General features: G+C 58.8%; 17 protein-coding genes and 1 pseudogene. 6 read left to right on the forward strand and 12 right to left on the reverse strand.

What is annotated here, in order from left to right; translation table 11 throughout:
* The 5 genes and pseudogenes from istA to DUT91_RS21325 form a co-directional block, all read right to left on the reverse strand.
* Positions 1–1,401 (reverse strand): annotated as a pseudogene (istA, locus tag DUT91_RS21305) (IS21 family transposase); the annotation flags it as partial.
* 260 nt (positions 1,402–1,661) lie between these two features.
* Complete coding sequence (locus tag DUT91_RS21310; protein ID WP_114442500.1) at positions 1,662–2,387, reverse strand: amino acid ABC transporter ATP-binding protein; 726 nt, start codon at positions 2,385–2,387, stop codon at positions 1,662–1,664.
* A complete protein-coding gene (locus tag DUT91_RS21315; protein ID WP_114442501.1) occupies positions 2,365–3,024 on the reverse strand; it encodes an amino acid ABC transporter permease in 660 nt (219 codons plus the stop codon). The genes DUT91_RS21310 and DUT91_RS21315 overlap by 23 nt, the downstream gene beginning before the upstream one ends.
* Positions 3,021–3,692 carry an amino acid ABC transporter permease gene (locus DUT91_RS21320; RefSeq protein WP_114442502.1) on the reverse strand — a complete coding sequence of 224 codons (672 nt, stop codon included), beginning with the start codon at positions 3,690–3,692 and terminating at the stop codon, positions 3,021–3,023. Before DUT91_RS21320 ends, DUT91_RS21315 begins: the two co-directional genes overlap by 4 nt.
* A gap of 74 nt (positions 3,693–3,766) precedes the next feature.
* Entirely contained in the window at positions 3,767–4,561 is a 795-nt protein-coding gene (locus DUT91_RS21325) for a transporter substrate-binding domain-containing protein (protein ID WP_114442503.1), read from the reverse strand.
* A 471-nt stretch (positions 4,562–5,032) separates the two neighbouring features.
* Between DUT91_RS21325 and DUT91_RS21330 the strand changes: the two genes are divergently transcribed.
* Positions 5,033–5,212, forward strand: a complete 180-nt coding sequence (locus DUT91_RS21330) for a hypothetical protein (protein ID WP_147272233.1) — start codon at positions 5,033–5,035, stop codon at positions 5,210–5,212.
* 166 nt (positions 5,213–5,378) lie between these two features.
* Here DUT91_RS21330 and DUT91_RS21335 read toward each other — a convergent pair whose 3' ends face one another.
* Positions 5,379–6,620, reverse strand: a complete 1,242-nt coding sequence (locus DUT91_RS21335) for a DUF7986 domain-containing protein (protein WP_245419865.1) — start codon at positions 6,618–6,620, stop codon at positions 5,379–5,381.
* A gap of 205 nt (positions 6,621–6,825) precedes the next feature.
* Here DUT91_RS21335 and ampC point away from each other — a divergent pair, with 205 nt between their 5' ends.
* The gene (ampC, locus tag DUT91_RS21340) at positions 6,826–8,004 is read left to right on the forward strand and encodes a class C beta-lactamase (RefSeq protein WP_114442505.1); all 1,179 of its coding nucleotides are present in this window, start codon (positions 6,826–6,828) and stop codon (positions 8,002–8,004) included.
* A 166-nt stretch (positions 8,005–8,170) separates the two neighbouring features.
* On the opposite strand, the gene DUT91_RS21345 is transcribed toward ampC, so the two are convergent.
* Entirely contained in the window at positions 8,171–10,096 is a 1,926-nt protein-coding gene (locus DUT91_RS21345; protein ID WP_114442506.1) for a pyrroloquinoline quinone-dependent dehydrogenase, read from the reverse strand.
* On the reverse strand, positions 10,093–10,476 hold the full coding sequence (locus DUT91_RS21350; protein ID WP_147272234.1) for a hypothetical protein: 384 nt from the start codon (positions 10,474–10,476) through the stop codon (positions 10,093–10,095). Before DUT91_RS21350 ends, DUT91_RS21345 begins: the two co-directional genes overlap by 4 nt.
* 880 nt (positions 10,477–11,356) lie before the next feature.
* Here DUT91_RS21350 and DUT91_RS21355 point away from each other — a divergent pair.
* Positions 11,357–12,118: a GntR family transcriptional regulator gene (locus DUT91_RS21355; RefSeq protein WP_114442508.1), complete on the forward strand. Its 762-nt coding sequence runs from the start codon at positions 11,357–11,359 to the stop codon at positions 12,116–12,118.
* Between the two features lie 423 nt (positions 12,119–12,541).
* Here the strand turns inward: DUT91_RS21355 and DUT91_RS21360 are convergent, their stop codons facing one another.
* From DUT91_RS21360 to DUT91_RS27300, 4 genes are all read right to left on the reverse strand, one after another.
* Positions 12,542–14,215: an alpha-amylase family protein gene (locus DUT91_RS21360; protein WP_114442509.1), complete on the reverse strand. Its 1,674-nt coding sequence runs from the start codon at positions 14,213–14,215 to the stop codon at positions 12,542–12,544.
* A 5-nt stretch (positions 14,216–14,220) separates the two neighbouring features.
* Positions 14,221–15,183 (reverse strand): TIGR03885 family FMN-dependent LLM class oxidoreductase, encoded by a 963-nt coding sequence (locus DUT91_RS21365; protein WP_114442545.1) that lies wholly within the window; start codon positions 15,181–15,183, stop codon positions 14,221–14,223.
* A 482-nt stretch (positions 15,184–15,665) separates the two neighbouring features.
* Positions 15,666–17,186 carry a hypothetical protein gene (locus DUT91_RS21370; RefSeq protein WP_342634467.1) on the reverse strand — a complete coding sequence of 507 codons (1,521 nt, stop codon included), beginning with the start codon at positions 17,184–17,186 and terminating at the stop codon, positions 15,666–15,668.
* A complete protein-coding gene (locus tag DUT91_RS27300; RefSeq protein ID WP_342634468.1) occupies positions 17,132–17,560 on the reverse strand; it encodes an AfsR/SARP family transcriptional regulator in 429 nt (142 codons plus the stop codon). The genes DUT91_RS21370 and DUT91_RS27300 overlap by 55 nt, the downstream gene beginning before the upstream one ends.
* Before the next feature lie 137 nt (positions 17,561–17,697).
* Between DUT91_RS27300 and DUT91_RS21375 the strand changes: the two genes are divergently transcribed.
* The 3 genes from DUT91_RS21375 (at position 17,698) to DUT91_RS21385 (ending at position 20,852) form a co-directional block, all read left to right on the forward strand.
* The gene (locus DUT91_RS21375) at positions 17,698–18,198 is read left to right on the forward strand and encodes a cupin domain-containing protein (RefSeq protein WP_114442510.1); all 501 of its coding nucleotides are present in this window, start codon (positions 17,698–17,700) and stop codon (positions 18,196–18,198) included.
* A gap of 67 nt (positions 18,199–18,265) precedes the next feature.
* Positions 18,266–19,351, forward strand: a complete 1,086-nt coding sequence (gene cysK / locus DUT91_RS21380; RefSeq protein WP_114442511.1) for a cysteine synthase A — start codon at positions 18,266–18,268, stop codon at positions 19,349–19,351.
* Between the two features lie 22 nt (positions 19,352–19,373).
* Positions 19,374–20,852, forward strand: coding sequence for a pyridoxal phosphate-dependent decarboxylase family protein (locus DUT91_RS21385; RefSeq protein WP_114442512.1), 1,479 nt, complete (start codon positions 19,374–19,376; stop codon positions 20,850–20,852).
* Positions 20,853–20,857: the final 5 nt, after the last annotated feature.

Raw genomic sequence — 20,857 nt, forward strand, 5'->3', positions numbered from 1 at the left:
CAGGTCCAATCGCGGCGGGCGGCGCTCTACCCGGCACAGGATCAGATGCTTGACGGCGTCAAAACCGATCGCTCCGAGCTGGAGGGCCTGCTTCACAGCCGCATGCAGATCCGCAAGGTCGAAGCTCTCCAGCAGGCGGAGAACCTGCACGTATTCCCGCCGCCCATGCTTGGCCATTCTGCCTTCCATCAGACGGCGCAGCGTGGCGAACTCTTGCGGCAGATCCCAGCCCTGCAGTGGAGCGGCCTGATCCAGCGCATTGATCTTCTGCTCGATCAGCGGCAGGTAGTGCACAGGATCGAAGACGACGTCTTCCCGGTCCCAGCTCCGGGAATGGCGGGCGATGATCTCGCCACGGCAGCCGATCACCACGTCATCGACATAGCCGCGCACCCACACATCCTGATGGCCATAAGCGACCGGGACGGAATAATCATTGGTCTTGTAGCGCACCAGCGACTGGGCCGTCACCTTGGCGCTGGCCTGGTCGCAGGCATCGAATGGCGACGCGGGCAATGGGCGCATGGCGTCCAGATCCCGTTGAAGCCGCTCGCCGATCGTCTCGCTCTCGCCGCGCAGCCTGTCGCGCTGGCGTTTGCGGCATTGCTCTTCCAGCCAGGCGTTGAACGCCTCCCATGTCGCAAACTGCGGGATCGGAACCATGAAGTTGCGCCGGGCGTAGCCAACGAGACCCTCGACGTTCCCCTTGTCGTTGCCTTTCCCCGGCCGGCCATAGCGATCCCGGATCAGGTAGTGGGACAGAAACCCGCTGAACAGCACCGCCCGCTTGCGGGTGCCGTCGGGCAGGATCTTGGCGACAAGGCAACGATCGTTGTCATAGACGATCGACTGTGGCACCGCTCCGAAGAAGGAAAACGCATGGATGTGACCATCCACCCAGGCCTCCGACACCGCCGCTGGATAGGCCCGAACATAGCAGCCGTCGCTATGCGGAAGATCGAGCACGAAGAACCGCGCCTTCTGCTCGACACCGCCGATGACCACCATCGCTTCACCAAAATCGGCCTGCGCATGGCCGGGAGGATGCGACAGCGGCACGAACACTTCCTGGCGGCGCTGATCCCGCTCGCGTATCTAATCCTTGATGATCGTGTAGCCGCCGGTGAAACCGCACTCGTCACGAAGACGGTCGAACACCCGCTTGGCCGTATGGCGCTGCTTGCGCGGAACCTTCAAGTCTTCTTCCAGCCAATGCTCGATCGTCGAAACGAAAGCATCCAGCTTCGGCCGCCGGATCGGTGATCGCCGCTGATAGCCGGGTGGCGTCGAATACGACACCATCTTGGCAACGCTGTCGCGCGATATGTTGAAATGCTTCGCGGCCTGACGCCGGCTCATCCCTTCCGAAACAGCCAGCCGCACCTTCAGATAAAGTTCCACGGTGTAGATCCCCTGTCCCTCCTGCGTTCATTGCAGAAGAGAAATAGGTGGCCGGATTTTACTCCGCCCGAAGCAGGATTATTCCGCCGCTACCGTGGCCGACTTTTGCACCGCCGCTCTCAGATCAATGATCGACGCCTATCCGCCGTTTCATGCCAGGCGATACAAACCTCGCGGTCATACCGCAGCACGCGCTTAATCGGCTGGCGCGCGTTGAAGCAGGATGGGCGTGTTCGACCGCATCTTCGTCAGACTTAGTGCTAAAGCATGCCGAGGAACTGCTTCAACTCTGGTGTTTTCGGATTTGAGAATACCTCGGCCGGGGGACCGATCTCATGGACCCGACCGTGATGCATGAATACCACCCGGCTGCAGACGTCACGTGCGAATTTCATCTCATGCGTCACCATCATGAGCGTCATGCCCTCAGCGGCAAGTTCGCGCACCACTGCCAGAACCTCCGAAACCAATTCCGGATCAAGCGCGGAAGTGATCTCGTCACAGAGCAATGAGATCGGCTGCATGGCCAGCGCCCGCGCAATCGCCACGCGTTGCTGCTGGCCGCCGGAGAGCTCGTCCGGATAAGCATCGAACTTGTGCGCCAGCCCTACTCGCTCCAGCATCTTTCGCGCCATCGCCTCTGCCTCGGGCTTCGAAGCCTTCTTCACCACCATTTGCGATAGCATGACGTTGCCGCCCGCCGTCAGATGCGGAAAAAGATTGAACTGCTGGAAGATCATGCCGACCTTCAGCCGCAGCGCCTTGAGATGCAGTTCGTCCGGCTGCAGTTGCGCGCCGGCGACGGAAATGGTGCCGCTGTCGATATTTTCCAAACCGTTGATACACCGCAGAAGCGTCGACTTGCCCGAGCCGCTCTTTCCAATGATGGCGACGACCTCGCCCGGATCGACATCGAGACTGATGCCTTTGAGCACCTCATTGGCCCCGAAGCTCTTGCGGACCTCAGTGATTTCGATGAGCGACATTGAGCTTCCTTTCCAGAATCTGGCTGCTCTTCGACAGGGGCCAGCAAAGAGCGAAATAGATAAGCGCGACCAGCCCGTAGACGGTGAAGGGCTGGAAGGTTGCGTTCGTCACCATGGTGCCGGCTTTGGACAATTCCACGAAGCCGATGATCGAGGTCAGCGCCGTCCCCTTGACCACTTGAACCGAGAATCCAACCGTCGGCGGAATGGCGATCCTGAGCGCTTGCGGAAGGATCACGTAGCGCATTTGCTGGAGATAGCCCATGCCGAGGCTGGAGGAAGCCTCCCACTGCCCCTTGGCGATGGCCTCTACGCAGCCGCGCCAGATTTCCGCGAGGAAGGCGGCCGTCCAGAGAATGAGCGCAACCGCCGCAGCCAGCCAGGCGGGAACATCGATGCCCAACAGCCCCAGGCCGAAGAACGCCAGGAAAAGCTGCATCAGAAGCGGCGTGCCCTGAAACAGCTCGACATAGCATTTTGCAAAGAGACGCAGTGCGCGGCGCTTGCCGATCCGCATGAACAGAAGCAGGATTCCGGCCAAGGCGCCCCCGATGAAAGCGACGAGCGACAGAAGGACAGTCCAGCGCGTGGCAAGGAGCAGATTGCGCAAGATGTCCCAGAGCGAAAATTCGATCACTGGCGCGACCTCCTTGGGAAAATCATCGTGCCAACAGCGGCAAGCACCTGCCGTAGCGCGATTGCAAGAAGAAGATAGATTGCCGTTGATACGAAATAGGCTTCGAAGGCCCGGAAGGTGCGGGACTGGATGAAGTTTGCCGCATAAGTCAAATCTTCCGCCGCGATCTGCGAAACCACGGCCGAGCCCAGCATGACGATGACGACCTGCGACGAAAGCGCCGGCCATATACGCTGCAGCGACGGCACGAGGATGACATGGCGGAACGTCTGGATGGGGGACATCGCAAGACTTGCTCCTGCTTCGGACTGGCCGCGCGGCGCGGCCTGAATGCCGGCCCGGATGATCTCGCAGCTATAGGCACCCAGATTGACGACCATCGCCAGATTGGCGGCCTGCAATTCGCTCATTTGCAGACCGAGCGACGGCAGACCGAAGAAGATGAAGAAAAGCTGGATCAGGAAAGGCGTGTTGCGGATCAGTTCCACATAGGCGGTGATGACCGGCCGCAGCCATTTGGGTCCAAGCGCCCTCGCCCAGGCACAAAAGATGCCGAGCGCGATACCAAGAACGGCACCGACCGTTATCAATCCGATGGTGACGGCGACACCTTTCAGGAGCACGGGCCAATATTGACCCAGCCACGCGAAGTCGAAGACATATTTCAAGGAAAATACCCGTCTGTTCGGGAAAGTGAATGCCGCCCCGCCGATAGCGGGGACAGCGATCGGTGCGGCTTTTTTTAGAGGTCGGCGGGAAGGTCAGCGCCCAGCCATTTCTGCGAAATGGCGTTTAGGGAGCCATCGGCCTTGGCGGCAGCAATAATGGCGTCGACCTTTTCCTGAAGCGCAGGTTCGTTCTTGTTGAAGCCGATATAGCAAGGCGAATTCTTGATCAGGAATTTCAATTCCGGCCGCTTCGGCGGGTTCTTGGCAAGGATCGCAGCAGCAACGACATTTCCGGTCGCCACAACCTCGACCTGCCCCGAGAGAAACGCGGAAATGGTGCCGTTATTGTCTTCATAGCGTTTGATCACTGCATCCTGCGGCGCGATCTTTGTCAGTTCGAGGTCTTCGACCGCGCCCCGAGTGACGCCAATCGTCTTGTCCGCCAGATCCTCCGCTTTTGAAACGCTCACCGCATCCGGCGCGAAGACGCCATTGAAGAACGGCGCATAGGCAGTGGAGAAATCGATCACCGCTTCACGCTCGGCATTTTTCCCCAGACTGGAAATGACCAGATCGACCTTATTGGTCTGGAGATAAGGTATCCTATTGGCGCTCGTCACCGGCACAAGCTCGGTCTTCACGCCCAGCTTCTCACCAATGAGTTTGGCCACATCGATATCGTAGCCCATGGGCGCCATGTCGGTGCCCACGCTGCCGAATGGCGGAAAATCCTGCGGCACCGCTACACGCAGCACGCCGCGCGCCGCAATATCGGCCAGCGTGTCGGCCAAAGCTGCCTTTGCCGTCAAAAGCGGTGTGATTGCCAGCGTTGCTGCCCCGAAAATCGCAAGTAACTGTCTGCGCATCATTTTATGTTCCCATATGTTTTTTCAATTCCCTGGCAAAGCAACACCCATGCCAAACCACCAGGACGCCGGGATTTGCCAATGAACAGTCGTGATTTCGGGCTGGCTTGCATCATTATGATGCGAAAACGCCAATTGCGCCTAAATATTAAGCAACTGAACCGTAGCTGCCAGCCCGACCGGCCCATCCCTGCCGCTGGCGGCCAACGTCGGGAGCAAGGATGACGGCCTTCGACCTGGCGCAGATTGATCTGGACCAGGCTCCCAATATGGCTGGATGGCTGGGGTGGCCGGCGTTGATATCGTCGAAATCCGATCAACATCGCGGATGACTTGTCGCGCACCATCTCAATAGAGATTCATCTATCATGGATGCCCTAATACATAGACTGTGGGTGGCGAATCTTTAATTCTTGTAAGAAAATTACATGTGTGATTAATTAAAATTGTATCAATATGGGATCGGGGAACGCGATGTCTGGAGAAGAGCGGCGGAAAGCTAGGCGTGGGCAGAGGATCGATGCTGCTGCTGATGGCAAGAATACCCTTCAGCTTGATCAGAAAGCGATCGATACTCTAGAGAGCATGGCGGTCGCGATCGCGGTGATCGACTACAATCTCCAGAGTCTCGTAAAAAACCTCATGAACAAATAAACTATCCAGCGAACCGAAGGGTTCGAAACCTGCCTCGTGCAGGAAATGCGCAACGTGTTAGCGGCGCAGATTCGCCACCCCGACTTCGCTCCACATTCACTGGACGCTGCAGGTCGTCATGGGTCATCAGGAGCCGGCTTTCGAGATATTGGAGCTATTCTGCGACCTATTTCCGGCCTGCCGGAGTTTTGGCAGTTTCGCGCGGCGTCTTGCTCCCCAACATCGGCGCCGATTGATCGAGGGGTTCGTGATATTGCCGATCCAGGATCTGATGAACCGACTGCTCGGCGATATCAGGTGGAATTTTCGATGAAGCCGCATTGGCGTTTTCGCCCGGCCGTTCGTCCACTATCTGTTCGAGGGTGCGGATTTCAGCAAGCGGCGAGCGGACGAGATCTCCTAGAACCTGTTGTATAAGGGCTATCCCCCTCTCTGCTCGGGCTGATGAATTAACCGACAGGTAAAGGGAGCGGCCATGCAACTCGACGCTACCCAAAACACGTTGGCCATTGTCCATCGTGGCGTCAAAAGAAAATTCGCTGCTGCCCTCTACTGTATTGTTCTTGTCATTCGATGTTGCGTCCAACCAGTTCCAGAACTTCGCGTCCGCCCGCGACATTTCCTGATGTGCATCCAATCGCGGTGCGACGTCCTTCTGCGTCACACCTGATGACAATGGGAAACGAATATCGTGAAACACGACTTCGTCGCCGTCCGCATTCTCGCGGGAAGGCATATCCATGTTCATTGTCCGGCTGAGCATATCGGACAGCCAGGATAACGTGAATACAGGCGCAACCGCCTGCAAATCCTCATCCCCGATCGCGGGCAGCGTTTTCGTGTTTTCTTCTGCGAACACATGCCGCAAAGTATCGAACAGCGCCTCGGTTGCCTCGGGAGTGAACGGCAAAAGACCGCCCGCAAGGACATTCTTCCCCATGACGGAAACGATCCGCGCGGCAATCTTGTCCCCTTGTTTCAAGATCTTTGTAGCCGTCCCGTCGCTGACTAGGATCGGTTCACCCCCCCGAATGAGATCGCGCGCGATGAGCGATTGCCCGAAAACGACATCGCTGACTTCATACAGGCTCATGACGGAGGTGCGCAGGGCTTCCATATAGGCTTTGGATTGGGGCCCTTCCTTCCAGCCCCGGCGCTTGAGATATTCATCGACGATATTGCCGCCTTCGACCTCGAACTGCTGGGTCAGGAAATCCTCAAAGGCGCAGCCCCAAAGCGTGCTCGCCCAGTGGTCGCCCAGAATTTCAGCGAGATCTGCGAGTTCCATGCCCTGGTCGGCGTCGAGGACCCCTCCGATGTGGTCTTCAAGCACTTCGTCGAAGCACGTGTGCCATTCGTCGCGCGTCAAAAACTTCATCAATCCCTTGAGGTCATCGCTGGTGGGCATGGTGTCTCTCTCCGTTCCGCCAATTCAGCAGGGCCGCGCGTCGTGATCGGCCCCTTGCATCATAAAATCTGGCCACTTCGGAGCCCCCAGTTATTCTCATGGCTCCTGCAAGATATCGTCGTTTGTCCAGGTTCCGTTGACCCTTTATATACGCCCTGCTGCAGCAAGAACTGTCGATCAGAAGAACATCAGGACGGTATCCAGGATGAGAAAAATTTCCCTTCCCAAGGTTGGAATTGTTGCGGCGGCTTGCCTCTACTTCAGTGCAAGCGCTCATGCCGCCGGCAACGATGTGCAGAGCCAGATCGAGCGCGCCGTGAACGGGGCGATCCGCCCCATCATGGAAGAAAACAAGGTGCCGGGAATGGCCGTCGCGGTCACAGTGGGAGGAAAGCGATATTTCTTCAACCATGGTGTCGCCTCGAAGGAAAGCGGTCGGAAGGTCAGCGAAAACACGATTTTCGAAATCGGTTCGATCAGCAAAACCTTTACGGCCACCCTCGCCTCCTACGCCGAGGCGCTTGGAAGGCTGTCCCTTTCCGACAATGCAAGCAAATACCTGCCTGCGCTTACCGGCAGCAGTTTCGACAGGATCAGCCTTCTCGATCTCGGCACCTATACGGCTGGCGGTCTCCCACTGCAGTTTCCATCCAGTGTCACCAATCAGACTAAGATGGCCGGTTATTATAGGAATTGGCGTCCCGCATACCCTGCCGGCACGCATCGGCAATATTCCAATCCAAGCATTGGCCTGTTCGGCTATCTCGCGGCCAGAAGCATGAACGAGCCATTCGATGACCTGATCGAAGAAAAGATTTTTGCGAAACTCGGCTTGAACCACACCTATATCCGGGTTCCGCAGGGTCGGATGGAGGACTATGCCTTTGGCTATTCGAAGAACAACAAGCCCATCCGGGTGACGCCGGGTATTTTGGGTTCCGAGGCTTATGGTGTGAAGACGACGGCGGCGGATCTCATCCGGTTTGTCGAAGCTAACATGAACGGCTTGAAGTTGGATGCAACGCTCCAAGGCGCGATCGCTGCCACGCACACGGGATATTACCGGGTGGGCGACATGACGCAGGGACTTGGATGGGAAGTGTATGCCTACCCGACGGATATCGACCGCCTGCTTGCAGGCAATTCCTTCGAGATGAGCCGCAACGCCAACAAGGTGACGAGACTTTCTCCACCACTGCCGCCTCGGGAAAACGTGCTGATCAATAAAACCGGTTCGACCAATGGCTTCGGCGCCTATGCCGCCTTCATCCCCGCCAGGAACATCGGCGTCGTGATGCTGGCGAACAGAGCCTATCCCAACGCGGAGCGGGTGAAGGCCGGCTATCGAATATTGAGGGCGCTGGAAAGCCACGCTACTCCCTAGAATCTCGACATCCCGCCGCACGCATCGCATACAGCGGCAGGTCTGTTGCCTGGACAGGTGAGCGCCCCCTGCCCTTTTCAATCAAGGAAAATGAATAATCGCCCAGCGCGCGCGCCTTTCCAGGAGCGCGCGCTGTTTTGCACATCCCGCGTGGCTCTCATTGCGGTCAGTTCGCATCGGGCAAGGTGAAGGCGACGACCTGATCGCTCACGCGTGGCGTCAGGATGGAATTGCCACCCGCTACGAACACCACATATTGCTTGCCCTTGTAGGTATAGATAGCAGGCATGGCAACGGCCGGCGCATCAACGTCTGCTTTCCACAGAACATCCCCTGTCTTCTGATCAAAGGCGCGAACCTTGGAGTCCATGGAGGCGCCGATGAAAATAAGGCCGCTCTTGGTGATCGCCGGCGCCCCGATGGTGACAGAACCCCAGGCATCAGGCATATAGAAGCCCCACTGCTGGACCGCGCCCATCGGCTTGCGCCAGAGAAGATTGCCGGTCTTCAGATCATAGGCGGAAAGTTCACCATAGGGCGGATTCCAGCACGGCATACCGAACGGATTGAGAAAGGTCGTCAGGTTGAATCCGTAGGGACTGTCCTTCATGGGCGCAAAGCCGCCGGTTTCACGGACATCGTTGTCCGTGTCTTCGTTATATATCTCCCGGGGCAGAATCTGATATATCTGCACCACATGGGAGTGATTGGCGACGTAGGTCTGGCTCACCGGATCCACCGCACCACCGCCCCATTCGACGCCACTGATCGTGGCAGGGTAAGCGAGCGTTCCCTGGCGGCTCGGCGGCGTGAAGCGGCCCTCATTGCGGAGCTCTTTCAGCTTTCGGCTGCAATAGCCGAAGCTCAGCGTATCGGCGAGCCAGAATATGCCGGGCCATTCCGCATGAACCATCGGCTCCGGATGATCGACGAAAGGCTGCGTCTTTGCGGCCACCTCGCCTTCCACGTCGGAAGCAGGAACCGGACGCTCCTCGATCGGGTAGATCGGCTCGCCCGTATAGCGGTTGAGGATATAAAGGAAGCCCTGCTTCGACGCCTGAACGAGAGCGGGGATAGTCTGGCCATTCTTCTCTATGTCGACCAGCGTGGGAGCAGAATTGGTGTCGTAATCCCATATGTCATGGTGCACCAGCTGTCGGCTCCAGATGATTTTGCCCGTCTCCGTGTCAACGGCAGTTACAGATGTCGCGAGCGGAATAGGTTCGGTCCGGTTCCCGCCATAAAAATTCGGGCTCGGCGAACTCACCGGGAGGTAGAGAATGTTGCGATCGGTATCGATGGACATGCTGGACCAGACATTGGCCGTGCCCGTCTTGGCCCGGACGCTCTCAGGAATGGATTCAAAGGTCCATTCAAGCTTGCCAGTCCTTGCATCCACGGCAAAAACCGTTCCGGGAGGCGCGATGCTTTCCACCCAGTCCTTGCCGGCCCAGCCGATATAGAGCTTGTCCTTATAGACGGTCGGCGGCTGGAGAATGGAGAGCGGCCATTTGGCGTTTTGGGTGTTCCAGGCATTGATGTCGAGAATACCGTTCACGCCGAAATCCGCGCACGGCTTGCCCGTATCGGCATCGACGGCGTGGAGCTTCGCGTCCATCGTGCCGATATAGATACGTTTTTGGCAGGGCTGTCCCTCAGCGGGGTTTTCTGCCTGCCAATAAGCAACGCCGCGGTTCTTCATGTCCGGCTGGGTCAGAGCTTTCAAGACCGCATTGCTCTTGTAGGTCCATTTTACCTTGCCCGTATCGGGCTCGATGGCCACGATATTGTAGAAAGGCGTGCCAACATAAACCGTGTCGTTGACGAAGAGTGGGGTCGCCGACCATACACTCATGGGAATGTTGCCACTGCCATCCGAGACGTCGCCGGTGTGCACTTCCCAAGCTTTTTTGAGCTGGCCGATATTGCCGGGCGTGATCTGGTCAGCCGGGGAATATTTCTGCGCCTTCAGATCTCCGTTGAATGTTGCCCAGGTATTGTCGGCTGCTCCTGCGGGAGCCAGGCCGAGAATGGTCGCGAGCGCAAGGCCGGAGCACAGGGCAACAGTTCGCTTCTTCAGAATGCTGTTCATGACGATGCCTTTCCTTTCACCGAGCGTACGCTGCGAACGACGGGAGCGCGTCGGGCGCCGACAGTGAGAAACCAGCCCACAAGGCAGACCGCCATTGCGACCAGAAGCCAAGCACTGTCGAGGAGATAGGCGGCAAATGCGGTGCCCAGGATCCCCAGTATCAGTAGAAAGATAAGTGTTCCCGGCAGCCAACCCCGCATCGACGTCCATATGACGAGCGCCAGGGCTGCAAGCAGGATCGCGGTGCTGGACGCGATGACCAAAAGCGCGCCCCCTGTGCCGTTAATCCCGCTGGAACGCGTAGTATAAGCAATAAGTGATATGATCAGGCCGGCCGCCGCCCCTAGGGCGATCACGCCAGCGCTTGTTGCCCGACTCATTATCATCACTCCATATCTTGGCTGAGAATCTTGCCTGCCCAGCATCTACCTGAAAGCTAAATCCAGCTCGTGAAGAAATACTTAATGCAATACTCCTGTATTATTTAATAAGTTCAAATTTATTTATTTTCAGTTCAAGTTAAAGCATATTCCTTCGTGTTATTCTTAAGCCTGTTTATCTGTCAAATATTGCCGTTCTGCATGCCGGAGAGATGCTGAAGCCATAGATGCTAAACCAGTTGATCAACTAAGTGAGCTCGACTGGCAGGCAACCTACCGTCAGAAGTCACAGGACGATGGCATTTGAACAAGATGCTCCTCGTTCTTGAGAGCGCTCTAGCGCTCGGTCAGCCCTTTGACGCCGGGCACCTGCCCCGCAGATATCGGATGCAGCGCAGGTCCAGACACTGCCCATGGTTCAACGTGAGGCTGTGCGCTGTCCCGTATCGATCCAGAATCCATTAGGCGGCTGATAAAGAATTCATTAACGATAAAGCGATGGGAGGTTTCTTCCTCCGCCACTCTTGCGAGGCGGATTTTCTCCCGTTATATATCTAATGGTATGCCCCTAAGAAAATAGTATCTAATATAATAAATTTCCAGAAGTGCATTTCTATCAAACACTTAAGTGATTTAACTACCACCGCTCCGGATTGAGTGAGTAAAAATTTACAGGTTTCTTTATGGCATATCTGCTGTCATTTGACCGCTATCGGACTAACGAAGAGATAACGTTCTTCTCGCAATAGGCTGGCGTCCTCCTGCATGGTCAGACACTATCGGCACGCATACACCATAAACATGTATTCTTACTCGTGAACATAATAAGGAAGCCGGATCTCCCCTACCGGCTCGTGGTTGAAGGCATGAGGAGCCATCTATGAGAGAAACATCCGAAGTTTACGCGGTGAAGAATGAGCTTCCAACCAATCGTTTTACAAATCACCCACTCTACCTGCAGGTGCGCGACGCAATCGCCCTGCGGATTGCCTCCCACGAGTGGAAGCCCGGCGTCGCCATTCCTAACGAGACCGAGCTGGCTCGCGAGTTCGGGGTTAGCCCGGGCACAATGCGCAAGGCGCTCGACTTGGCGGAATCCCAGCGGCTGCTCACGCGACTTCAAGGCCGCGGCACCTTTGTGAACGACCAGTCCTCCGAGGAATCTACTGCGCGCTACAGCAATATCAGAAGCCGGGATGGCAAGCAGAAGGTCGGCGACGTGGAGGTATTGAGCGTTCATGAAACGATAGTGAGCGAACGCGATGGCATGCGCCTGCGCCTGCGCGCCCGTGACCGGGTGCATCATATCCGGCGCGTCTGGTCGGAGAATGGCGAGCCCTATATGCTCGAGGATGTCGTGCTATCCGCGAAATTGTTTCCCGGAGTCATCGGTCATAACGAGGCATCGAAACACCTCACTGTGCTGTCGCAGCAATTCGGCGTCCTGCTAGGCCGTGGCGATGAGCGCATTACCGTCGGCGATGCAGATCCAGAGGTAGCCGCCGCGCTGCAAGTTGCCTCAGGAACAACTGTCATGCGGCTGGATCGGGTGATTTACACTTTGCAAGGCGTGCCCGTGGAATGGCGCCTCGGGCAGTGCCTTGTGGACGAAAACCGATATTATATGGCACAATTCGGTTAGCCGCCGTCCCATAAACGCGAGGACGTTGAAAGAGAACGCGGCGGTGAAGCTTGCGAGGCGGTAAGGAGGCTGAGGGATTTCGACAACACGTATCGACAGTGCCGGCAATGTGTGTCTCCTCAGCCATCTCCCGTCTCCTGCCTATTCCTCGTATAGTTCGCGTAGCGTACGCAGGGTTTGCGTGAGGATTGCATTGGCACCTGCTCCAGCCATTTGATGAGCCTGCGTTTCCAACTGGGCTTCATGGATCCGAGCGCCTCCGTGCCACTGACGGTGGATAGCTACCGTCAGCGTGAAGCGCTCAGTACGGTCGGACTGGCGTTCTGAATTAGGCGGTGCCGAAATTGTCTGATGCGCGACCGAGTACCCACTTCTAACACGTCCGAAATGCGGGGCTGGATCGGCTGCTTAATCGCATATCGGCTAGACGGCGATGTTTTCGGCGAGCCGTCGAAGTCGAAACCAGCGATATCCGTAGCCGGCGAGAGCAAGGGAAACGGATCCGTCCCGGCCTGCGGAAACATCCCCCTCGCCGAACAGGTCAATTAAACCATCCTGCCCAAGGGGCCGATTCAGCTTAAATGAGATTTTCTGATCTTTGGCAGCCAGATTGTGGATGATGATCGAAGTCTGGCCATCCCAGTCGTAGCGCAAAGCGAGGATTGCGGGTTCAGCCACAGACAGGAGGCTCCAATCGCCGAATACGATTTCGGGCGTCTCGCGCCGGCGGCGGATGAGGCGTTCCATCCAGCTCAGCAGCGATTGTGGATTGCGCTCCTGGTCTGCCACGTTGACTGCAGCCGGTCCCCATTTCCTTCCTTCGACGACGGGGCGGCTGAGCTTGTCGGGCGCAGCTGCGGAGAAGCCGCCATTGGGCTCGTTCGACCATTGCATAGGCGCACGCACGCTGAGGCGGCCGGGAATATCGAGATTCTCCGCCAGTCCGATCTCCTCGCCATAGAAGAGGACCGGTGCTCCAGGCAATGAGAAGATCAGGCTGTAGGCGAGCCGAATGCGGGTCTGGTCGCCGCTGAGCATTGTCGGCAGACGTCGGCGCAGACCCCGGCCGAAGAGCTGCATTTCAGGCTTTGGCCCGAAAGCGCGGAACACTTCCTGCCGCTCCGCCTCGGTCAGCTTGTCGAGCGACCACTCGTCGTGATTGCGCGCGAAGTTCGCCCAGGCGGCGTCGCGCGGCAAGGTGGGCATTGCGCGTAAGCTATGGACGAGCGCCCCTGCGTCCTGGCGCACCAACGCCAGGGCGAGGGCTTGGTTGAGGTTGAAATTGAGACACATGTGCAACTCGTCGCCACCCTCGTCACCGTAGAAGCGGCGCACCTCCTCATATTCGAGGTTGACCTCGCCCAGCAGCATCGCATCGCCGCACCGGCGCCCGAGAAAGCTGCGCAGGTCGCGCAGCCAATCATGCGGAGCGATCTTCATCTGCTGCGTGATGCCTTCAGTCTCCAGCAGGAACGGCACGGCATCAACCCGGAAGCCCGAAAGTCCGATTTCCAGCCAGAAGCCGACGATCCTGCGGATCTCCTCGCGTACTTTCGGATGCGCTATGTTGAGGTCGGGCTGATGCTTGTAAAAGCGGTGCAGGTAGAACTGCCCGGCCTTCTCATCCCACTCCCAGTTGCTCTCCTCCTCGCCCGGAAAGACCAGACTTTCAGAGCCACCCTTCGGCACCTCGTCACGCCAGACATACCAGTCGCGGTAGGGCGACTTACGGTCGGAGCGCGCAGCCTGGAACCAGGGATGCTCGCGTGAGGTGTGGTTGACCACCAGGTCGGATATCACCCGGATGCCGCGGTCGCGCGCCGTACGTACGAACTCTACGAAATCGCCCAGCGTCCCCAAGCGCGGATCGACGGCATAATAGTCGGAGATGTCATAGCCGTCGTCGCGGTTCGTGCTAGGGTGGAATGGCATCAGCCATATGCAGGTTACACCTAGCCCAGCCAGATAATCGATCTGCTGCGCGAGACCGATGAAATCGCCGATGCCATCGCCATTGCCGTCGCGAAACGTCTCCACGTCGAGACAGTAGAAGACGGCGTTCTTCCACCAGACATCGCTGGTCCTGCTAATATCCATGGCAGTTAACTCCGTGCCAGCTGCGGGAGCACGCGCTCGCCAAAGGTCTCGATAAACTCCTGCTGCTCAGCTCCCACATGGTGAAGATAGAGGCCGTCGAAGCCCAGCTCCGCGAGTTCACCCAGCCAATCGACAAAGCGGGCGGGCTCCGACGAGATCAGGACGGCTTCGCGCATGTCTTCCTTGCGCACGAAACGGGACGCTTCGTCGAAATGCGCCGGCAGCTCCAAATCCCAACAGACGGGCGGCGCAAACATGTTCGATCGCCATTGGTCGTGGGCGATCTCGAGCGCAGCGCTTTCGTCCCGCGCGTAGGACAGATGGACCTGGAGGTAGAGCCGCTTGGTTTCGCCGCCGCCGCGGAATGCATCGATCATGCGCCTGAGATGCTCGCGCGATTGATTTACCGTAATCAGGCCGTCGGCCCACTGGCCCACCCAGCCAGCGGTCTCCACGCTGACTGCCGCGCCGATGAGCTTCGGTGGCTCGTCTGGGAGCGTCCACAGCCTCGCCCGATCGACCCTGACGAGACCGTCATGGCACACCGTTTCGCCGGCAAACAGGGCGCGCATCACCTTCACGCACTCGCCCAGCCGGGCGTTGCGGACAGCTTTCGGTGGCCAGCTTTCACCGGTGATATGCTCGTTCGATGCTTCTCCAGAGCCAAGCGCCACCCAGAAGCGGCCCGGAAACATCAGGCCGAGCGTTGCGGCGGCCTGCGCTATGATCGCAGGGTGGTAGCGTTGTCCAGGTGCATTGACCACCCCAATTGTCAAGGAGGTCGCCTGTAGCGCAGCACCTAGCCACGACCATGCAAAGCCCGATTGCCCCTGTCTTTCGCTCCAGGGAGAGAAATGGTCGGAGCACATGGCGGCTTCGAAGCCGGCCTTCTCCGCCGCCTGCACCGCCTTCAGCAGCGATACTGGGTCGACCTGTTCGTGCGAGGCGTGAAATCCGATTAGCGGCATTGCGGCTCCGGCCATTGTCAAGAACCGTGGGAGTGCTCCGACGGGACCCTCTGAGAACGAGATGAGGCCTGTACGGTTCCACAGCGGCCGAGTACTTGCTTGCCCACGAGGCAGTCCAGCGTGCCGCAGGATGGACAGGCGAGCTGAACTTGGAGCCTACAGGCGTAATGGCTCCAAAGACTGCGTTGTCCAAGGTCGCCAGATATCGGCCACAACCCGCTTGGCCTCAGGCTTGAATGCCGTAGAACAGCTTATCCCGCATCTCCCTTTGATCGCCCATCATCGACTCAATCTCCTCTTACAGAGAAGACTGAATCAGGGCTTCAGGGCAGCTGAGCCCCGACTTCTTCAACACTATCCGTCGGGTCAGTCATCCAGTCCAAGATGCCTCGCCGCCAGACGGAACAGCGTCTCCGCATCAGTCTCGAACCGAAATGTCGCTAGAAAATCATCGATCCGGTAGCCCGGTATCGTTTGGCGGATCATCGCTGCAAACATTTTGCCCTCGTCGATCCGTCCGACCAGCGCCAGACAGTGTGCCGTGATGGCCAGAATGATGATATGCGCGTTGGGGCGAGCGGCGGCCTTGGACTGCCCAGTCCGCTGCTTCCTCGAATTGCCCCAGTCGCACATGTGCCATGGCGCGTGCGCCGAGCATTCCAAACAGCAGCGGATCGAACGGACTGAGGCTCCGCGAATGGTCGGATGCGGCGATGGCCGCAGATGGGTCCCCCGACTGCGACTGGCCAAAGGACAAGGCGTAGTGCTGAGCGCGAAATTCGGGCTGAGATGACGGCGCGTTCAAGCTCCGCCACGGCTTGCTCCGGCCTGGAGCGCAACCATAACGCACGTCCCATCGCCCAGTGGGCGGCCGGATCTTGGTCATCAACCATCAGGCTGCGCCCCGCCGCGTCGAAAGCCAGAGCGGTCTCACGCTCTCGGTCCTCCCACTGCTGAAAAGCGTTCTGCCAATGCGTGAAGGAGAGACCGCTATAGGCCCTGGCAAACGTGGGATCCGTTTCGCTCGCTTGCTTGAAGAATTGCTGGGCGAGATCGTTATCTGTCTTGGTGAAGCGGTACATATGCCAGAGGCCGCGGTGATAGGCTTCCCATGCGCTAAGCGAGCTGGGCGGACGGAGAATGGCGCGGTTACGCTCGGCCATCTCAATCTCGCTGGCGATCGAGGCCACGATCCTGTCGCCGATTTCGTCGGTGATAAGGAAAGCTTCATCCTGCTCGCTCTCGAATTCCCCGGACCAGACGATACGGGCCGTACGGGTCTCCACAAGTTCGACAGACACCTGCGACCTGCGCTCGACATGCAGGAGGACGCCGCTGGCATAGTAATCGACATTGAGACGTCTCGCGGCGTCTTCTGGTGTAACGCCCTGGTCTGCGAGAGCGAACACCGAGCCGCTGGCGATGATGAACAGATTGAGCAGCTTGGCGAGCCGCGTGATGATGTCGTGGGTGAGCCCACGGGTAAGCCTTCCGTTGTGAACGCCGACTTGGGAAAACGGCATGACCGCCAGCGAGGCTCGGTCAGTCAATGTCATGCGGTCTTCGTCCGCAGACATGACCGGTTGCGCTGGACAGGCGCTGACCGACGACATCGCCGACGCTTCCTTGCGAAGCTTTCGCCAGGCAAGCCGGATCTCGCCCAAATCGATTCCCTCCGCCTCGAACAGGCGAGCCACCGCCGCAAAATGATGCTCCGCCTGGTCCGGCATGCCGCTATCTATCAGCGACTTCAGTAGCAGAACCTGCGCGCGCATATCGAATGGGGAAAGTTCGACCCATCGTTCCGCGTGCAGTCTGAGGTCGCGCGGATCATTCGGCAGGAGCTCGACCATCCGCTGCAGCAGGGTGGCGTGAAAGCTTCGATACCGGCGGCGCTGGGTGGCGATCCAGTGATCGAGCTGCCGGCTCCTGTTGAGATCCAGCCCTTCTAGGAAATCGCCGACGATGAGCGAGCACAGCGCATCGACTTCCGCACGTTCCAACACACGGTGAGGCCGTTGCGTATCGCGGCCTCGACCTGCAGCGCGTCAACCATACAGTCTTCAAGATCGAGAGAGATCAATTCGTTTCTCGCCGAGAGGCGGTTGTGGCCGGGCTCGTCGAGCACAGCGCGCAGCTTGCTGAGGCACCAGCGCAGCTCTCCCCTGGGATCGTTCGGCACATCGCCAAGCACTTCACACAGGCGGCTGCGAGAGACCGGATGCGCGGCTAGCGCGAGATAGGCGAGAAGGGCCCGCACCTTTCGCGAAGGCGGCAGTTCCACCGCACTGCCATTCCGGGTGACCGAAAGCGTACCGAACATTCGCACGCAGAGGGGCGCAGGAGCAACCTGTTCCAGGGGATTCGAGATTCTCATGCGCGTTTCCACGTTTCCAACAACGCCCGCACCCTCGCACCGATATTACCACTACGCACAGTCAATAGCATCATCGCCGTTGGCTCGTCGGATGACGCTCAGCCGTGCACCGGCACATCATGGATCAGGAGGATGTAATGAAAGCGACATTGGATCACTATCGGGCATTTTCGGCGGTTGTCGGCGCAGCCGTAATCAGCGGCGCACTCTTGCTTTCCGCCACGCCGGGCATTTCCCACGACGGCAAGCATCACGTCTTCGACGCCGCCGAGGTGGCGTACAAGCCGGGCCCGCCGACTCTGCCGGCCGGCGCTCAATTCGCCGTGTTGGTAGGTAATCCTGCCGAAGAAGGCCCCTTCGTCATGCGGCTGAAGTTTCCGGCAGGCTACGAAATCCCCCCGCATCGGCACCCCAAAGAAGAGCATGTCACCGTTTTGACTGGTGGTTTCGGCATGGCAATGGGTGAGAAGCATGACCGCCGTGCCGCCCCCATCATGGGTTCGGCCAGCTTCATCCAGATCCCGACCGGTGAGGCGCATTTCGCCTGGACCGAGGAGGAAACGGTTGTCCAGATCAATGCGATGGGACCATTCGGGGTTGAGTTTTTGAACCCCGCTGACGACCCGAGGACGCACTGAACGATTGGCGACGAACGTCCCGCCTTCCGGAACCATTCGTCAGCCATATAGCTAGCGGAGATTAGACATGGAACACAACAAGAGCATTCGTGTAACCGCCGGCAGGGGCGGGCTCTACGACAACATTCTCGACACTGTCGGTGACACGCCGACTATCAGGATCAACAATCTCGGTGTCGGGCACGCCAGCATCTATGTGAAGGCCGAGTTCTTCAACCCGGCCGGCTCGGTCAAGGATCGCCTCGCGCTCAACATCATTGAGGACGCAGAGCGGCGCGGTCTACTGAAACCGGGCCAGACTGTGGTGGAGGCGACCAGCGGCAACACCGGTATCGGGCTTGCGATCGTCTGTGCACAGAAAGGTTATCCGCTTGTCGTGACGATGGCGGACAGTTTTTCGATCGAACGGCGCAGGCTGATGCGTATGCTGGGTGCCAAAGTCGTGCTGACCCCGCGCGCGCTGAAGGGCTTCGGCATGTACCAAAAGGCAGTCGAACTAGCCGAGGCCAATGGCTGGTTCCTCGCGCGCCAGTTCGAAACCGAAGCCAATGCCGCCATTCACGAGATGACGACGGCGCGCGAAATCCTGGGCGACTTCGCCGGTTCCCGCCTCGACTACTTCGTCACCGGCTACGGAACCGGAGGTACCATCACCGGTGTCGGGCGCGTGCTGAGGCAAGAACTTCCGCGGGTCCGGATCATTTTGAGCGAACCGGCGAATGCGCAGCTTCTAGGCAGTGGGGAGATGCAGCAGCGCGGCCCGGGCGGGGCGCCGGCGGCCACGCACCCCGCCTTCGAACCGCATCCCATCCAGGGTTGGACACCCGATTTCATCCCCAATGTACTCCAAGAGGCGATTGACGGTCGGCTTTATGACGAGGTGGTGCCGATTGCCGGACCCGAGGCAATCAAGTGGACACGTGAATTGGCGCGCCGAGAAGGCATCTTCGCGGGCATTTCAGGCGGGGCGACATTTGCCGTCGCGCGTCAGGTCGCGGAGAAGGCGCCGGCCGGATCGGTCATCTTGTGTATGCTGCCCGACACTGGCGAGCGCTATCTTTCTACACCGCTTTTCGAAGGCATCGAGACCGAAATGAACGAGGAAGAACTCGCTCTTTCCCGTTCGACGCCAGGCTTCCAGTTCGCCGCCTGAAGCAGCTATAGCGAGGAAACCCATGGACGCCAAACTGCAGCCCGCGGATACGGCCACCGAAGAAACGCTCGATCCTGCCGATTGGTCGGGCGTTGAACGGATTGCCCGTCGCCTCGTGGGCGACGCCATCGTCCATCTGCGTGACGTGCGCCAGCGACCCGCCTGGCGGGAAATGCCAAGGGACGTTCAGTCTCGTTTCCGGGAGCCCCTGCCGGAAGATTCTCTGCCGCTCGAAGCGGTACTGGCCGCGGTTACGGATGACGTCATGCCCTATCCCATGGGCAATGTGCATCCGCGCTTCTGGGCCTGGTACATGGGATCCGGCAACCTGACGGGAGCTTTCGCGGACTTTCTGGCCGCGATCCAGGGGTCCAATCTGGGTGGCGGCAATCATGCCGCCGCCCTCGTCGACCTGCAGGTGGTCGACTGGTGCAAACAGATGGTCGGGTTTCCCGCAACGGCGAGCGGCACACTGACCAGCGGCGGCTCGGTCGCCAACCTCATCGGCCTGACGGTCGCGCGCAACGCCATGGCTGACATCGACATCCGCGAACTCGGTGTCGCAGCCGCCGCGCAGCCGCTCCGCTTCTACGGGTCCGATCAGATCCATAGCTGCCATCGCAAGACTGTCGAAGCGCTGGGCCTCGGAAACCGGGCGCTACGGCGGATCGCAACTGGCCCCGACTTCCGTATCGACATTTCCGCGCTGACGCATGCGATAGAAGAGGATCGGGCCAGCGGGTTTCGCCCGGCATGCATCATCGCCAATGCCCGCTCCGTCAATACGGGTGCGCTTGACGATCTGGAGGCGTTGGCCGACTTGGCAGACGAGCAGAATCTCTGGTTCCATGTCGACGGCTGCATCGGCGCACTGATCGCGATTGCGCCGCGCCATCGATCCCTGGTGGCCGGGCTGCATCGCGCGGACTCATTGGCGCTTGATCCACACAAGTGGCTGCACGCGCCGTTCGATGTCGGTTGCTGCCTGGTTAAGAATGCGGCCGCGCATCGTGGCACGTTCGCCACCACGCCGGAATATCTGGAATCGGCATCGCGCGGTCTTGCTTCAGGCGAATGGTTGCACGAATACTGTCTTCAGACGTCCCGTGGTTTCCGCGCGCTCAAGGTCTGGATGGCTTTGAAAGAGCATGGCGTCAACAAGTTCGGCCGCTTGATCGACCAAAACATCGATCAGGCGCACTATCTCGCTCGCCTCATCGAGGCGGAGCCAAACCTTTCTCTGATGGCGACGACGACAATCAACATCGTATGCTTCCGCTATGATCCGGGCGGGCTGGATGAACCCGCTCTCAAGGCGCTCAACACGGAAATCATGCTGCAACTTCAGGAAGACGGCCTGGCCGTCCTGTCAGACACCACTTTGCGTGGCCGGCATTGTCTGCGCGCGGCAATCGGCAATCACCGGACGCGATGCGAGGATATAGATTTGCTGGTCGCTGAGATCGTGCGGCGGGGAAAAATCCTGTCGGATGGGAGCTAGACCGA

This window comes from Paramesorhizobium salinisoli (genome assembly GCF_003335045.1).
GTDB lineage: Bacteria > Pseudomonadota > Alphaproteobacteria > Rhizobiales > Rhizobiaceae > Paramesorhizobium > Paramesorhizobium salinisoli.

Bases quoted from the DNA above. Each gene is read 5' to 3' on its own strand.
- DUT91_RS21310 (WP_114442500.1), bottom strand. From the start codon at position 2,387: ATGTCGCTCATCGAAATCACTGAGGTCCGCAAGAGCTTCGGGGCCAAT.
- DUT91_RS21325 (WP_114442503.1), bottom strand. From the start codon at position 4,561: ATGATGCGCAGACAGTTACTTGCGATTTTCGGGGCAGCAACGCTGGCA.
- DUT91_RS21330 (WP_147272233.1), top strand. From the start codon at position 5,033: ATGTCTGGAGAAGAGCGGCGGAAAGCTAGGCGTGGGCAGAGGATCGAT.
- DUT91_RS21335 (WP_245419865.1), bottom strand. From the start codon at position 6,620: ATGCCCACCAGCGATGACCTCAAGGGATTGATGAAGTTTTTGACGCGC.
- ampC (WP_114442505.1), top strand. From the start codon at position 6,826: ATGAGAAAAATTTCCCTTCCCAAGGTTGGAATTGTTGCGGCGGCTTGC.
- DUT91_RS21345 (WP_114442506.1), bottom strand. From the start codon at position 10,096: ATGAACAGCATTCTGAAGAAGCGAACTGTTGCCCTGTGCTCCGGCCTT.
- DUT91_RS21350 (WP_147272234.1), bottom strand. From the start codon at position 10,476: ATGAGTCGGGCAACAAGCGCTGGCGTGATCGCCCTAGGGGCGGCGGCC.
- DUT91_RS21355 (WP_114442508.1), top strand. From the start codon at position 11,357: ATGAGAGAAACATCCGAAGTTTACGCGGTGAAGAATGAGCTTCCAACC.
- DUT91_RS21360 (WP_114442509.1), bottom strand. From the start codon at position 14,215: ATGGATATTAGCAGGACCAGCGATGTCTGGTGGAAGAACGCCGTCTTC.
- DUT91_RS21365 (WP_114442545.1), bottom strand. From the start codon at position 15,183: ATGCCGCTAATCGGATTTCACGCCTCGCACGAACAGGTCGACCCAGTA.
- DUT91_RS27300 (WP_342634468.1), bottom strand. From the start codon at position 17,560: ATGAGAATCTCGAATCCCCTGGAACAGGTTGCTCCTGCGCCCCTCTGC.
- DUT91_RS21375 (WP_114442510.1), top strand. From the start codon at position 17,698: ATGAAAGCGACATTGGATCACTATCGGGCATTTTCGGCGGTTGTCGGC.
- cysK (WP_114442511.1), top strand. From the start codon at position 18,266: ATGGAACACAACAAGAGCATTCGTGTAACCGCCGGCAGGGGCGGGCTC.
- DUT91_RS21385 (WP_114442512.1), top strand. From the start codon at position 19,374: ATGGACGCCAAACTGCAGCCCGCGGATACGGCCACCGAAGAAACGCTC.